This window comes from Streptomyces sp. NPDC048504 (assembly GCF_043200035.1).
Lineage (GTDB): Bacteria > Actinomycetota > Actinomycetes > Streptomycetales > Streptomycetaceae > Streptomyces.
The window spans coordinates 156,109-170,303 of record NZ_JBICXA010000009.1; the positions used below are offsets into that span (position 1 = coordinate 156,109).

14 protein-coding genes are annotated in these 14,195 nt (G+C 70.9%); 6 read left to right on the forward strand and 8 right to left on the reverse strand.

The window, feature by feature from the left end; translation table 11 throughout:
- Positions 1–9: 9 nt before the first annotated feature.
- Together ACGFY9_RS23360 and ACGFY9_RS23365 are read right to left on the reverse strand one after the other, a co-directional pair.
- Positions 10–753, reverse strand: a complete 744-nt coding sequence (locus tag ACGFY9_RS23360) for a zinc ribbon domain-containing protein (protein WP_393757410.1) — start codon at positions 751–753, stop codon at positions 10–12.
- Positions 750–1,640, reverse strand: a complete 891-nt coding sequence (locus tag ACGFY9_RS23365) for a Nif3-like dinuclear metal center hexameric protein (RefSeq protein ID WP_393756966.1) — start codon at positions 1,638–1,640, stop codon at positions 750–752. The genes ACGFY9_RS23360 and ACGFY9_RS23365 overlap by 4 nt, the downstream gene beginning before the upstream one ends.
- Before the next feature lie 198 nt (positions 1,641–1,838).
- On the opposite strand from ACGFY9_RS23365, the gene ACGFY9_RS23370 reads away from it, so the two are divergent.
- Positions 1,839–3,131, forward strand: a complete 1,293-nt coding sequence (locus ACGFY9_RS23370; protein WP_393756968.1) for a hypothetical protein — start codon at positions 1,839–1,841, stop codon at positions 3,129–3,131.
- Positions 3,132–3,256: 125 nt separating this feature from the next.
- Positions 3,257–3,424: a hypothetical protein gene (locus tag ACGFY9_RS23375; RefSeq protein WP_393756970.1), complete on the forward strand. Its 168-nt coding sequence runs from the start codon at positions 3,257–3,259 to the stop codon at positions 3,422–3,424.
- A 77-nt stretch (positions 3,425–3,501) separates the two neighbouring features.
- Here ACGFY9_RS23375 and ACGFY9_RS23380 read toward each other — a convergent pair whose 3' ends face one another.
- From ACGFY9_RS23380 to ACGFY9_RS23390, 3 genes are read right to left on the reverse strand one after another with little or no spacing between them, the layout of a single operon-like run.
- On the reverse strand, positions 3,502–4,452 hold the full coding sequence (locus ACGFY9_RS23380; protein ID WP_393756972.1) for a 3-oxoacyl-ACP reductase: 951 nt from the start codon (positions 4,450–4,452) through the stop codon (positions 3,502–3,504).
- 31 nt (positions 4,453–4,483) lie between these two features.
- Positions 4,484–5,560, reverse strand: a complete 1,077-nt coding sequence (locus tag ACGFY9_RS23385) for a Zn-dependent alcohol dehydrogenase (protein ID WP_393756974.1) — start codon at positions 5,558–5,560, stop codon at positions 4,484–4,486.
- 29 nt (positions 5,561–5,589) lie between these two features.
- Positions 5,590–6,465 carry a MaoC/PaaZ C-terminal domain-containing protein gene (locus ACGFY9_RS23390; RefSeq protein ID WP_393756976.1) on the reverse strand — a complete coding sequence of 292 codons (876 nt, stop codon included), beginning with the start codon at positions 6,463–6,465 and terminating at the stop codon, positions 5,590–5,592.
- Positions 6,466–7,000: 535 nt separating this feature from the next.
- Between ACGFY9_RS23390 and ACGFY9_RS23395 the strand changes: the two genes are divergently transcribed.
- Genes ACGFY9_RS23395 through ACGFY9_RS23405 form a run of 3 tightly spaced genes read left to right on the forward strand, consistent with a single transcriptional unit; the run spans position 7,001 to position 10,046 of the window.
- Complete coding sequence (locus ACGFY9_RS23395; RefSeq protein ID WP_393756978.1) at positions 7,001–8,026, forward strand: ABC transporter ATP-binding protein; 1,026 nt, start codon at positions 7,001–7,003, stop codon at positions 8,024–8,026.
- Positions 8,023–8,739 (forward strand): ABC transporter permease, encoded by a 717-nt coding sequence (locus ACGFY9_RS23400; protein WP_393756980.1) that lies wholly within the window; start codon positions 8,023–8,025, stop codon positions 8,737–8,739. The genes ACGFY9_RS23395 and ACGFY9_RS23400 overlap by 4 nt, the downstream gene beginning before the upstream one ends.
- A 17-nt stretch (positions 8,740–8,756) precedes the next feature.
- Positions 8,757–10,046 carry a sensor histidine kinase gene (locus tag ACGFY9_RS23405; RefSeq protein WP_393756982.1) on the forward strand — a complete coding sequence of 430 codons (1,290 nt, stop codon included), beginning with the start codon at positions 8,757–8,759 and terminating at the stop codon, positions 10,044–10,046.
- On the opposite strand, the gene ACGFY9_RS23410 is transcribed toward ACGFY9_RS23405, so the two are convergent.
- Positions 10,024–11,586 (reverse strand): alpha-L-arabinofuranosidase B, encoded by a 1,563-nt coding sequence (locus tag ACGFY9_RS23410; protein WP_393756984.1) that lies wholly within the window; start codon positions 11,584–11,586, stop codon positions 10,024–10,026. The two genes, ACGFY9_RS23405 and ACGFY9_RS23410, sit on opposite strands and share 23 nt — an antisense overlap.
- 397 nt (positions 11,587–11,983) lie before the next feature.
- On the opposite strand from ACGFY9_RS23410, the gene ACGFY9_RS23415 reads away from it, so the two are divergent.
- Positions 11,984–12,616, forward strand: coding sequence for a response regulator (locus tag ACGFY9_RS23415; protein ID WP_393757412.1), 633 nt, complete (start codon positions 11,984–11,986; stop codon positions 12,614–12,616).
- A gap of 36 nt (positions 12,617–12,652) precedes the next feature.
- Here the strand turns inward: ACGFY9_RS23415 and ACGFY9_RS23420 are convergent, their stop codons facing one another.
- Complete coding sequence (locus ACGFY9_RS23420) at positions 12,653–13,417, reverse strand: class I SAM-dependent methyltransferase (RefSeq protein WP_393756986.1); 765 nt, start codon at positions 13,415–13,417, stop codon at positions 12,653–12,655.
- A gap of 284 nt (positions 13,418–13,701) precedes the next feature.
- Entirely contained in the window at positions 13,702–14,187 is a 486-nt protein-coding gene (locus ACGFY9_RS23425) for a hypothetical protein (RefSeq protein ID WP_393756988.1), read from the reverse strand.
- Positions 14,188–14,195: the final 8 nt, after the last annotated feature.

A 14,195-nucleotide genomic window follows, 5' to 3' on the forward strand; every position in this document is an offset into this window, starting at 1 on the left:
GCAGGCTCCTTACAGGCCGGACTCGGACGTGCGGACCAGGATGCGGCGGCAGTTCTCGCAGCGGACGACCGTGTCGGGGGCCGCCGCGCGGACCTCGTTGAAGTCGGTGATGGCGAGCTCCTGGCGGCAGCCCTGGCAGGTGCGCTGGTACAGCTTGGCCGCGCCGATGCCGCCCTGCTGCTGGCGGAGCTTGTCGTAGAGCTTGAGGAGGTCCGCGGGGATGGTGGCCGAGACGACCTCGCGCTCCTTCTCGGCCGTGGCCTCCTCGGCGTCTAGGGTCTCGTAGGCGGCGTCGCGGCGGGCGGTCGCGTCGTCGATCCTGCCCTGCACGGAAGCGACCCGCTCGGTCAGTTCGGCGGTGCGCTCCTGCGCGGACTCACGGCGCTCCATGACCTCCAGGACGATGTCCTCCAGGTCTCCCTGGCGCTTGGCGAGGGAGACGATCTCGCGCTGGAGGTTCTCCAGGTCCTTGGGCGAGGTGACGGCGCCCGAGTCGAGGCGCTGCTGGTCGCGGGTGGCGCGCTGGCGCACCTGGTCCACGTCCTGCTCGGCCTTGGTCTGCTCGCGGGCGCAGTCGCTCTCCTCGGTCTGCACGGCCACGAGCAGGTCGCGCAGCTGGGTGAGGTCCTTGGTCAGCGAGTCGATCTCGGCGTGCTCGGGCAGGGAGTTGCGCTTGTGCGCGAGCTGCGAGAGGCGTACGTCGAGGGCCTGGACGTCGAGAAGTCGGATCTGGTCGGCGGGCGCGGCGTTCAGTTGGGGGCTCCAGGTTTGTCAGGTGTGGTGGTGGACGCCGCGTGGGCGGTCCAGGGGTCGGTGACCGTCTTGGAGACATGGACCCGCAGGTCCCATCCCTCGCGGTCGGAGATCTCGTCGAGCTGGGCGGCGGCCAGCTCGCACCAGGGCCACTCGGTGGCCCAGTGCGCCGCGTCGAGCAGCGCGAGAGGGTTCTGAGAGGTCTGAGAGTTCTGGGCGCGGGCCTCTGATACCGGGTGGTGGCGGAGGTCCGCGGTGAGGAAGGCGTCCACGCCTGCCGCTCGTACGTCGTCGAAGAGGCTGTCGCCGGAGCCGCCGCTCACCGCGATCCGGTGGACCAGGGCGTCGGGGTCGCCCGCGACGCGGATGCCCTGCGCGGTCGCGGGCAGGCGCTCGGCGGCTCGGGCCGCGAGGCCGCGGACGGTCAGGGGGTGGTCCAGCTCGCAGATCCGGCCCAGGCCCCTGCGGCCTTCCGGATCGGTCGGGTCCGGTACGAGCGGTCCTACGACCCTGAGGTCCAGCGCGCCCGCGAGGGCGTCGGAGACTCCCGGGTCGGCGCGGTCGGCGTTGGTGTGGGCGACGTGCAGCGCGACGTCGTGCTTGATCAGGGTGTGCACCACGCGGCCCTTGAAGGTGGAGGCCGCGACCGTGGTCGTACCGCGCAGGTAGAGGGGGTGGTGGGTGACCAGCAGGTCGGCGCCCAGCTTCACCGCCTCGTCGACGATCTCCTGGACCGGGTCCACGGCGAACAGCACGCGGGTGACGTCCTGGTCCGGGTCGCCCACGACGGTGCCGACCGCGTCCCAGGACTCGGCCCGCTCGGCGGGCCACAGGTTCTCCAGCGCGGCGATGACTTCGGACAGGCGGGGTACGGACTGACGGGGCACGGGGAAAGGCTACCTGGCCGCACTGTGCGGCTGAACCGCTGAAGCCGCCGTATGCGGGCCTACGGCCCCGTTCAGCACACCCGCCCCGGTTTCCTCAGGCGAATCGTTACTTGGCCACCCTTATTGGTGAAGCGGCTGCTCATCGGTCCCACGTCCGTACGTGCGAAAACTAGTTTCGTGGCCGGAGGTGACCGAACCATGACGGCCTGTGCGATCGAGCCCACGGCGGCGGACGAGGACGGGGACGACTGCGGAGACGACTGCGGGGACCCGCGGAACGGTGGCACCACGTGTGCGATCACCGCGGACGGGGCGTACGCCGCCCGCCTCGCGCCGGCCGGCGACTGTCTGTTCCCGGAGCGGTGGACGCTGGACGGCCCCGAGCCGTACGCCGTGCCCCTGCCCGGCAACCAGCCGGAGGAACCCGGCACCGAGGTCCAGCCGATGAGCGACGGACGGGTGCTCATCCGGCGGCTGGTCGACGGGCGGCACGCGTTCTCGCTGCTCTACCCGACCGGCCCGGGCACGGGTGAGCTGCTGCTCGGCGCGATCGAGTGCCCGGACCCCGACACCCGGCTACGGCTGCTGCCGCCCGCGCCGGGGGGCGAGAAGGCGTACGCCCTCGCCGTGGGCCGGCGCTCGACCGCCGTGTGGCTGGTGGCGGGCGGGGCGTTCGGGCCGGAGCATCTCGCGATGGTCCCGGGGCGGTGTTCGGGAGGGGTCTGGCTGGACCGGGCCGGGCGGATGCTGGCCCTGGACCGGGAGGTCGGCGGGCGGACCAAGGCGATCGTGGTCGACCTGGAGCGGGACGGGGAGGTGTCGCCGCTGCTGCAGATCGCCGCGGACAGCGACGACCGGCTGCTCGCGGCCGATCCCGACAGCGGGCTGCTCCTCATCAGCTCGGACGCGCCGTCGCCGGGGCGGGAGGAGCGGCTGGGCTGGGGGGTCATCGGCTCCACGCTGCCGGTGCGGTTCCCGGAGTGCCTGCGGCTGCCGGACTGCACGGTGACGCCGTTCGCGATCCAGCCGGGGCAGGTGCTGATGCCGGAGAACTGCGGGGTCGCGCTGCGCGTCGACGGGCCGGCCGGCACCTGGTTCGCCGTATGGCGGCCCGCCGAGCGGCAGTTGCTCCAACTCCCGGCGCCCGAGGGGTGGTTGGCGGGCGCCGGGCTGTGGACCGAGGACGGGGTGCTGCGACTGCCGTACGCCACACGGGAAGTGCCGTGCGGTGTGGCGCGGTTCGCGGTGCCCAGGGGGACGGGGGGCCCGGGGGAAGCAGGGGACGTGGGATCCCCTGCGGCGGCGGGGGGCGTGGGGGGTACGGGGGAAACACGCCCGGAGGATCCGGTTCGGGACGGGACGGGGGGCGCGCCTGGGGAGGCCGCGCCGTCACCGTCGGCACCGTCACAACCGGATCCTCCGGTGCCGGTCGCGCCGCGTCCGGTGCCGTTGCGGGAGGCTCCGCTTAAAGGCCGGGTGGCGGTCGGGTAACGAAGTGGTGTGGCTCGGTAACGAAGTCGTTCCGGACGGCAGGCCGTCTCGCTTCACCCCGGGAACGGCTGGATAAGATCGCCGGGCTGTAAGAAGGATCATGTTGCTACGGGGTGAAGTATCCGATGAACGACACGAACACCGGGCAGACCATGTCTGCCGACACACACGAGGCCTCCGGCCACGGCAAGCACCGGGGCCCAGTCTCGGCGCAGGACGGCGATTCGGCCGCCCACGGCCGTCACCGCAAGCCGTCCGAGCAGTCCACGCAGTCGAAGTACGCGGCTGTCTGACGACACGTCGGACGCCCTGCGCCATCGCGCACGACACGGCCCCGCTCGTCTCCTGACGAGCGGGGCCGCCGCGTTCCCTACGCCGTGCCCGGCTCCCGCTTGAGTCCCAGCACCTCGGCCGCCGCGAACGTCTCCCCCTGCGGTCGCTCCGCATAGTGCGGAGTGAGTACGGCGTCCAGCTCGTCGTAGCTGAAGATGTCCTGCTTGCTGTCGAACTTGGCCTGCACGTGCGGGCGTTCGACGATCGCGACCATGCCGCCGTGGACGACGAGGAGCTGTCCGTTGACGCGTTCGGCGGCGGGTGAGGCCAAGTAGCCGACGAGCGGGGCGACATGCTCGGGTGCGAGGGGGTCGAGGCCGTCACCGTTCTCCCCGAACCCGGCGAAGACGTCCTCGGTCATCCGGGTGCGGGCGCGTGGGCAGATGGCGTTCGCGGTCACGCCGTACTTGGCGAGGGCGAGGGCCGTGGAGGTGGTCAGGCCGACGATTCCGCCTTTCGCGGCCGCGTAGTTGGGCTGTCCCGCCGAGCCCGCGAGATACGCCTCGGACGAGGTGTTCACGATCCGCCCGTACACCGGTGCGCCGGTCGCCTTGGACCGCTCGCGCCAGTGCCTGGCCGCGAAGTGGGTCGTGTTGAAGTGGCCCTTGAGATGGACCCGGATCACCGCGTCCCACTCCCCCTCCGTCATGGAGAAGACCATGCGGTCGCGCAGGATGCCCGCGTTGTTGACGAGGATGTCGAGCCCGCCGAACTCGGCGATCGCCAACTCGACCAGTTCGGCGGCCTGTTGGAAGTCGGCGACGTCCCCGGTGTGGGCGGTGGCGCGTCCGCCCGCCTCGCGGATCTCGGCGGCGACCTCTTCGGCGGGACCGGCGGACGCCTCCCCCGAACCGTCCCGGCCCGGCTGTCCGTAGTCGTTGACGACGACGGCCGCGCCGAGCCGGCCGAGCTCCAGCGCCTCGGCCCGGCCGAGCCCGCGTCCGGCGCCGGTGACGATCGCGGAGAGGCCCTCAAGTGGCAGTGACATCAAGGTCCTTTCAGCACAGGGGAATCGGGGATCAGATCTCGATGCACGTACGCAGGGCCGTCCCCTGGCGCATCTGGTCGAGGGCCTCGTTGATGTCGGCCAGCGGCACCCGGTGGGTGATCAGGCTCTCCAGGTCGACGCGGCCCGCGCGCCACAGGGCGATCGTGCGCTCGTAGGAACGCAGCACGTCTCCCCCGCCGTACATCGAGGGCAGGATGCGCTTCTCGTCGAAGAACAGCTCGAACATGCTGAGTTGGAGATAGTCGTCCAGGGCGCCCGCGCCGACGACGACGAGGGTGCCGCCGCGCCGGGTGTTCTCGTAGGCGGTGCGGGCGGTGGCGGAGCGGCCGACGACCTCGAAGACGTAGTCGAAGCCCTCGCCGCCGGTGACCTCCTGCTTGGCCGTGGGCAGCTCGTCCGGTGAAATCGCCCTCGTGGCACCGAACTTGAGGGCGGCCTCACGGCGCGAGGCGACCGGGTCGACGGCGACGATCTCGGCGGCGCCCTTGAGCCGGGCGCCCTGGATCGCGGAGATGCCGACGCCCCCGCAGCCGATCACGGCGACCGACGAACCGGCTTCCACGTCAGCGGTGTTGAGGGCGGCGCCGAGTCCGGTGGTGACCCCGCAGCCGATGAGGGCGGCGATGTCGAAGGGCACGTCGTCGGGGATCGGCACGGCGCAGCCCGCGTCGACGACGACCTCCTCGGCGAAGGTGCCGGTGCCCGCGAAGCCGAACACATCGCCGCTGGGGCGCTTGAAGTTGGGGGTGCCCGCGTTCATGAACCCGGCCAGGCACAGCTGGGTCTGGCCGCGCTTGCAGGCGGGACACACACCGCAGGCGGGAAGCCAGCAGACGACGACCCGGTCACCGGGCTTCAAGTGGCTTACGCCCTCGCCGACTTCGAGGATCTCGCCGGCACCCTCGTGTCCGGGTACGAAGGGGGCGGGCTGGGGCAGTACGCCGGCCATCGCGGACAGGTCCGAGTGGCACAGCCCCGTGGCGCGCACCCGGATCCTGACCCGGCCGGGTCCGAAGCCCGTCGCCTCGACGTCGTCGAGGACCTCCAGTTTGTCCTGGCCTATCTCGTGCAGTACGGCTGCGAGCATGGTGCGGCTCCCCTCAACTCGGGCTTGTCTCAGGAGTGTTCGACGATCGTGTCGGCGAGGACGGGCGCGTCGTCCCGTTCCACGGCGCTCACCGCGACCCGCACGGCGCCGGCGCCGGCGCCGGTGTCGCCCTGCCGCCACATGCGGATGCGCAGCGTCTCACCGGGGAACACCACTCCGGCGAACCGTGTGTCGTAGGAGCGCACCCGGGTCACATCGCCGTCGAGCAGGGTGTCCACGACCGCCTTGAGCGTCATGCCGTAGGTGCACAGCCCGTGCAGGATGGGCCGGTCGAACCCGGCGAGCTTGGCGAACTCGGGGTCGGCGTGCAGCGGGTTCCAGTCGCCGGAGAGGCGGTAGAGGAGGGCCTGGTCCTCGCGGATGGCACGCTCAACTACCCTGTCTGCCTCGCCTGTTGGTGGTTCGAGACGGGCGGAGGGCCCGCGGTCGCCACCCCATCCCCCCTCTCCCCGTACGAAGATCTGCGCGTCGTTGGTCCACAACGGGCCGTCGGCGTCGGCGACTTCGGTGCGCATGACGAGGACGGCCGCCTTGCCCTTGTCGTAGACGGCGGCGATCCTGCCGGTGCTGGTCGCGGTGCCCTGGGCCGGGATCGGGCGGTGCAGGCGCAGGGACTGGCCGCCGTGCAGGACGCGGGCGAGGTCGACCTCGACGCCGGGCATGGACAGGCCGCTGATGACGCCGGGCGAGCCGTTGCCCGCGACGGTGGCGAAGCTCGGCAGGACGTGCAGCCGGGACTCCAGGGTGTAGCGCAGCTCGTCGGGGTCGGTCGCGGGGGTGCCCGCGCCGAGGCCGAGGTGGTAGAGCTGGACGTCCTTGGTGTTCCAGGAGATCTCTCCCGAGCGGGGGTCGGCGGCGAGTGCCCTGGCGGCGTCGATCGGCATGGGGCTCCTGTTCGGTGGCGGCGAACGTCGGTGGCGGCGGCGTGCGTCATGGTGGCGAGAGACCCCGGTGCGGCCGTCCGCACCGTCGGCCGCACCGAGGTCGTCACGGGCCGACCTAGAACGCGTTCCAGTCCGGCGCCCTTCTGTATAGCCGAGCGCCCCGCACTTGTGAAGGCTCCTGACGGTGCGTCAGGTCGGTGTCGGCACCGGCGTCCGCACCGGCACCCGTGACATTTGTCCTGCCCGAGTCCGTACAAGCGCACCTGCCGGGCGAGGGGCCCGGATCCGTAGCGTCGTAGCCATGACACAGACGGGTGGGGCGGCGGGCCTGGCGGCAAGCTGGGTGGCGGGGCGGACGGCGAGCGGGACCGCGGGCCGGACGGCAGACGAGCCGGCGGAGCGATCGGCAAGCAGGACCGCGGGCCGGACGGCAGACGAGCCGGCGGAGCGATCGGCAAGCAGGACCGCGGGCCGGACGGCAGACGAGCCGGCGGAGCGGTCGGCAAGCGGGGCTGCGGACCGGGCAGAGCGTGCCGTGTCCTTCGCGGGGGCGGTCAAGGCTTTCGGCACGGTGCGTGCCGTGGACGGTGTGGATCTGGAGATCGGGCGCGGCGAGACGGTCGCGCTGCTCGGCCGCAACGGCGCGGGCAAGTCGACGACGATCTCCCTGCTGCTCGGGCTGAACGCGCCCGACGCCGGCACGGTCGAACTCTTCGGCGCCGCACCCGAGTTGGCCGTACGGAACGGTCTGGTCGGGGCGATGCTGCAGGAGGCGCGGGCGGTGCCCCGGGTCACCGTCGGCGAGCTGGTCGCCTTCGTCGCCCGGCGTTATCCGAAGCCGCTGCCGGTCGCGCGGGCCCTGGAGCTGGCCGGTATCGGCGAGCTGGCCGGGCGGCGGGTGGACCGGCTGTCGGGCGGGCAGACGCAGCGGGTGCGGTTCGCCGTAGCGCTGGCCGGGAACCCGTCGCTGATCGTGCTCGACGAGCCGACCGCGGCGCTGGACGTGGAGGCGCGGCACGCGTTCTGGCAGTCGATGCGGGCCTTCGCCCGGCGCGGGCACACCGTGCTGTTCTCCACTCACTACCTGGAGGAGGCGGACGCGCACGCCGACCGGATCGTCGTCATCGACCGCGGCAGGATCGTCGCGGACGGCACCGGCGAGCAGCTCAAGCGCGCGGCCGGCGGCAGCCTCGTCTCCTTCGACCTGGCCGGCCGCGCCACCGAGGACCTGGCCCTGCTGCCCGGCGTACGGTCCCTCGAAGTCCGCGGCGACCGCGCCCTGTTGCGCACCGACGACTCGGACGCGACCGTGATCGCCCTCGCCGCGCGCAACGCGATCCGCGGCCTGGAGGTCACGCCGGCGTCCCTGGACGACGCGTTCCTCGCGCTGACGTCCCGCGAACCGGAGACCGTGAGCCCGCCTGCCCGGCGCGACGCGGCCCCCGCAGCCGACGGCACCGCCTCATCCGGCCCGGACAGCACCCGCCGCGAACCCACCCCGGCATCCCCGAACCGCACCTCCCCCGCTCCCACCTCCCCCGAGACGGAGACCGTCCGATGATCGACTACCTGTGCCTCGAAGTACGCCGGACCCTGCGCGACATCGGCTTCGTGATCGGCGGTGTCGCGATGCCGGTGATGATGTACCTGTTGTTCACGAACCTCGGCGGTGACGACAGCGGCTACAAGGCCACGGCGATGGTCGGCATGGCCGCCTACGGCGCGATCGGGTCCGCGCTGAACACCGGTGGCGGGGTCGCCGAGGACCGGGCGATCGGCTGGCTGCGGCAGTTGCGGGTGACGCCGATGACCCCGCGGCAGGTCGTGCTCGGCCGGGCGCTGACCGGTTCGGTGACCGTGCTGCCCGCGATCGTCGCGGTGCTCGCGGCGGGCGGTCTGGTCAACGGCGTACGGCTGGACGCCTGGCAGTGGGCGGCGATCGCGCTGCTGCTGTGGCTGGGCTCGATCCCCTTCACCCTGCTCGGTCTCGGCAACGGCTACGGGCTCACCTCCCAGACCACCGGCGTCGCGAACATGGCCTGCACCATGGGGCTCGCGGTGATCGGCGGCCTGTGGTTCCCGATCAGCCTCTTCCCCGGCTGGCTGCGCGCGATCTCCCACTACACCCCGACCAACCGCTTCGCCGAACTCGGCACCTCCGTCGCCGACGGGCACGCCCCGGCACTCGGCGCGATCGTGGTTCTGACCGCTTGGCTGCTCGCGTTCGGTTCGTACGCTGTGCTGGCGTACCGCCGGACCGGGCGGACCGTGTGACCGGGGGAGCGAGAGAGATGTCCTGGATGCGAGGGATCACCTGCCAACTACGGCATTGGCGGGCGGCGCGGGCCCAGTGGAGGGCCGACATGGCGGAGTTCAAGATCGCGCAGAAGGAAGCGCGCCGCAAGGGCGAGTGGCCCGAGAACCCGGGCCCGCCGCCGACCGGCTTCTCCCTGCTGCCGTGGCTGCTGATGGGCATGGGCTCCTTCTCCAACCTCCTCCAGGGCAAGACCGCCAACCCCTGGATTGGCGCCCTGGGCCTGTTCGCCTTCAACTCCCTCTACATCTATGTGGTGTTCCGCTCCTTCGTGAAGGAGAAGCGCCAGGCGGTCTCCACGCTGGTGGCGCTGGTCGTGATGGGCCTGATCACCTGCGGCCTCGCCCTCGGCTACGGCGGCAGCTGGCTCTACTTCTTCCCGCTGCTCGGCCTCGCCACCGGTGCCGTCGTCCGCGGCCCGCGCCTCGGCCAGGTCGGCCTCGCCCTGACCGCGCTCGCCGCCGCGGTCTCCGTGTACCGGGCGGGCTGGGACGCGATCAACGTCGCCTACGGCACGTTCCTGTCGACGATGGTGACCGCGGCGATCCTCTCCCTCTCCGAGGCCGTACGCGAACTGCGCGCCGCCCGCGAGGAGTTGGCGCGCCGCGCGGTCGAGAAGGAACGGATGCGGTTCTCCCGCGATCTGCACGACCTGCTCGGGCACACCCTCTCGGTGATCGTCGTGAAGTCGGAGGCGGCCCGGCGCCTCGCACCCCGCGACATGGAGGCCGCGCTCGGCCAGATCACCGACATCGAGGCCGTGGGCCGGCAGGCGCTCACCGAGATCCGCGAGGCGGTCACCGGCTACCGCGAGGGCAGCCTCGCCACCGAACTGGACCGCGCCCGCTCCGCCCTGTCCGCCGCCGACATCGACCCGGTCGTCCGCCGGTCCGGCCCGCTCCTGACCCCGCAGAACGAGGCCCTGCTGGGCTGGGTGGTCCGCGAGGCGGTCACCAACGTCGTACGGCACAGCGGCGCGACCCGCTGCGAGATCAGGTTCGACGGGGTCATGGACCGCGTCCGCCTGACGATCGCGGACGATGGTCCCGGGGACGGGGGATCCCCTGCGACCGGACCCGCCGAGAGCAGCGGCGGGACCGGTCTGAAGGGCCTGACGGAACGCCTCGCGGTGGCGGGCGGCTCCCTGCGGGCCGGCCCGTCACCACGCGGCGGCTTCACGGTCACCGCCGAACTCCCGGTGGAGTCAGCGGAGTTGACGCCCTCCGTCGTGACTGCTTCCGGGTCTACGGCGCCCAGGGAGCCGTGACGACCCAGCTCACGTCGTCCGTCCACGAGGTGGCGCTGTCGAAGGCGTTGGAGCCGCCGTCGCTCGCGATGTAGACGTTGTAGTTGTAGTGCCGGAGATATCTGGTCGGGTAGTTGTACGACGCGAACGAGGTGCCCGTGCCGCTCTTGCCGGTCGAGGCGCAGAACGTGGCGTCCTGCCTGAACTGCGTTGTGCCGACCATGGGTTGGCGGTAGAGCTGGTAGTTGTAGTGCCGCAGGAAGTCGCCCGGGTAGTTCCGTGACTCGAACGAATAGCAGGAGCTGTCGGCGAGCCCCCTGCGGACGATCCAGGTGGCGTCGCCCTTGTCGAGCGCCGCGCTGCTGGACGTGATGGCCGAGAGGACCGCCGCGTTGTTCTGGTGGCGGATGTAGTCGCCGGTGCAGCACGAGGTGGTCGCGCGCAGCGAGATCTCCGAACCGGCCGCCAGCGTTCCGGTGGTGCCGGTCGAGGCGCCGTAGCCGACGGACACGATGTTCGCCTGTACGGAGTTGTCGGCGGCGTCGGTCGGGATGCCGGCGGTCATGACACCCTCGAAGAACGAACCGATGGAGCCGTTGCTGTTGTCCCCGCCGGTGCCCAGGACGATCGCGCCTTCCTGATGCATGGGTGAGTAACCGCTCGTGGTGGGTTCACCCCCGGAATAGGAGGTCGTGAGACTCCCCGACTGGGCGTTTCCGGATTTCAGCGCGAAATGGTCCTGACCGTTGTTCTTCAGCAAAGCGGTGACGAACGGTATCGCCCCGGTGCCCGTGTTCGCCGTGTTCTTGCTGTACCCGGAGTCCGACTGGAACAGCCCGTTCTCCAGGTCGGCCTGCACCCAGGGGCCCCCGCCGTAGCAGGGCGAGAACCAGCACTCCGTACCGAAGTTGATCGCGTCCATGTGACCGTTGCCGGTGTCCTGGTTGTTGGTCTCCGCGTTGCCGTAGTCGAAGCAGCAACTGCCGTTGACATGGGTGCCGGACGTCACCATGTACATCCCCTCGGCACCACCGTTGGTGGCCACGCCCGAGGTGGAGTTGTCGCGGTAGCCCATGCCTGCCGAGATCTCCAGGCCGTAGACCTGATGCCCGCCGGCGGTCACCGGCAGCGCGTCCGCGGGCGCCCCGACATCGGCGACACCGGCCCCGCCCGCGCCCTCGATCGTGAGGTCGTTGTGGCGCGCGGACTGGTCGTAGATCTTGGTGATGACGCAGGTGGTACCGGCACAGAACGAGTCCTGCGCCGCCGCGTTGGCATACCCGCCGACCGCCAGCAGGCCGATGTTCGCGGTGGCACTGTCGGAGGCCCGCTGCACCTGGTAGAGCGAGCCGTTGTACGAGGAGTAGAGCGCCCTGACGAGACTGTGCGCGGCGACGCAGGGCGTCCCGGCGGTGGCGTAGATGTCGCACGGCAGCGAGGTGGCGGCCGACGCCTGCGGCACGCCGACGGCCAGCACGAGGACGGTCACGAGGGCGGACAGTGCGGCGAGGGTGGCGTTTCTCAGCCGGCGCGGCCGGGTGCGGAGGAATCTCAGGAACACGGTGCACCTCTTCTGTTGCGGGTAGGGCGGTGCGGGTGGTCAGTGCGGGTGGAGCGGGCTGTTCGGAGGTGAAGCGCGGGTGGGGCGGGGTGCTTGGAGGTGAAGCGCGGGTGAGGCGGGGTGCCTGGAGTTGCGGCGCGAGTGGCTGGTCGATATACCGAACCTCGTTCGATCGATATACCGAACCCATTCGCGATCGAAATGTCGAACCGTCGAGAGTTTGTCGAAAGGTTTCCGAAATCGGCCCGGCATCCGGAAATTCCGAGGTGATTGCGGAATGCCGAGGCGATTGTTTGCCCGCAGCCGGGGACCGTCAAGACTCGCGGACGCGAACAATGAAGAGTTTTTGACAACCGACCGCGGTCTCCCTGGGCCTTACTCTTGCCCCGTGGATGAGATGCCCCGGGACCACCGGCCCGCCAAGTCCGTCAGAGTGCTGCTCGCCGAGGACCAGGGCATGATGCGCGGCGCCCTCGCCCTGCTGCTCGGCATGGAGGCGGACCTTGAGGTCGTCGCCCAGGTCGGGAGGGGTGACACGATCGTGGACGCGACCCTCACCCACCGCCCCGACGTCGCCCTCCTCGACATCGAACTCCCCGGCATGAGCGGCCTGGACGCCGCCGCCGAACTCCGCGAACAGGCCCCGGACTGCCGGGTGTTGATCCTCACCACCTTCGGCCGCCCCGGTTATCTGCGCCGGGCGATGGAGGCGGGCGCGGCGGGCTTCCTGGTGAAGGACGGCCCGGTGGAAGACCTCGCCGCCGCGATCCGCCGCGTTCTCACCGGCGAGACGGTCATCGACCCGGCCCTGGCCGCCGCCGCGCTGAGCGCGGGCCCGAACCCACTCACCGCCCGCGAGTGCGACGTCCTCAAGGCCTCGGTGGACGGCGCGACGGTCTCCGACATCGCCACGAACCTCCACCTCTCCGAGTCCACCGTCCGCAACTACCTCTCGTCAGCGATCGGCAAAACGGGCACCCGCAACCGCATGGAGGCCATGCGGGAGGCCCGACAGCAGGGGTGGTTGTAGCCCCCTGCCCCCCTTGCCCCCCACTGCTCTCCCTCCCTACGCTCCGGTCCTCCGGCGGAACAACGCAGCCCAGAGGAAGTCCTCCCCGAAGCAGGGCGACGCGTCCGGCTCATCCCGCATCCGACGCAGCTCGACCACCTCCAACTCCCCGAATATCCACCGCAGTTCATCAGCTGTGTAGGCCAACCCGCCCTGAAGCCCGGAGCCGCGATAGAGCTCGGCACCGGGCAGCTCGGAGCCCATGCCTCCGGCAGCGAAGCATGTGAGCGCGAAGTGCCCGCCGGGTGCGAGGACTTGGTCCAGCAGGGCGAGGTAGCTGATGCGCCGGTGCGGGGGCAGATGGTGAAAACAGCCGGAGTCGTAGACGAGGTCGTAGGGGCCGGGGAGTTGGGTACGGGCGAGGGCGAAGGCGTCCCCGCAGTGGAATCGGGCCCGGATTCCCGAGACGTGCGCCCGCTCCTCCGCCCAAGCGACAGCCCTAGGCGACAGATCCACCCCGTCCACCGCGAAGCCCCGCGCGGCCAGTTGAAGGGCGTTGCGCCCAGGGCCGCACCCCAGGTCCAGAGCACGGCCACCCCCGCCTATCAGCCCCCGGTCGACATACCCGACCAGGTTCTCGTCCGGCTTGGCCACGAAGAACGGCACCGGCTTGTCACGGTCGGCATAGAACCCGTCCCACCAGGAGGCAGCCCCGGAGGTCCAACGATCAGCCTCCGGCGCGAACAGCCCGTCCAGGAGCCGGAGTACGTCGTCGACCGTCCGAATGTCACGCCCACGCCGGTTCCGATCCGTCCGGTCCATCCGGCCCCCTCTCAGATGCGCCGATCGTAGGAGCGAACGGGTCCAAGGCCCAGGTCAGCGCGGATCCGGGACGCTCACACGAATGCCGCCAACACCCTTGCACGAGGCGAGAGTCGGCCCCAGAAGGCCACCATTCCAGGGAGAGGCCCAAATCCCGTCGGCACCCCACCCGAAGGCCACCAGGGCCCCAATCCCAGCCACGCCCGGCCCTACTTTTCAAGCATCGGATCCGGGGGGACCGGGCCGGGACGGCACCCTCTGCCGGTCCCGGCCGGCCACCGCGGTCAGCTGAGCAGTGGGTCCGCCAACAGCACCACGCGGTCGATCACTGGGTCGAACCCGAGTACCGGATTCCCGTAATCGCCTTCGGCGGTCATGGCCACCGGCTTGCCCAGTCGGCGGCCGATCGTGCACAAGAAGTCGCACAGAACGTCCACTCCCGCCTGGCCCTGCAGTTCGTGAAGGTCGAAGTCGAAGTCAATCTCGTCACCGGACATCGGACGGAAGATCACCAGCACATCCGGGACCGGCCAGACCTGCAGATCGACCGTCTCCGCGTCAGCGGGACGCGACAGCACCTCCGCCGCCGACGGCAGTGACCCGGCGACTCCGCCCACCGAGTACTCCCACGTCCATCCGCTCGACCGAACCAGGTCGAACACGACCTGCCAGTCCTCGACCGAGGCACCTGCCACGCACACGTCCGGCAGGGCACCCATCAGTTCAGGGTCGAAGAAGTCCCTGACGTCATCCCACAGCAGATCCGGCATCCCGCCAT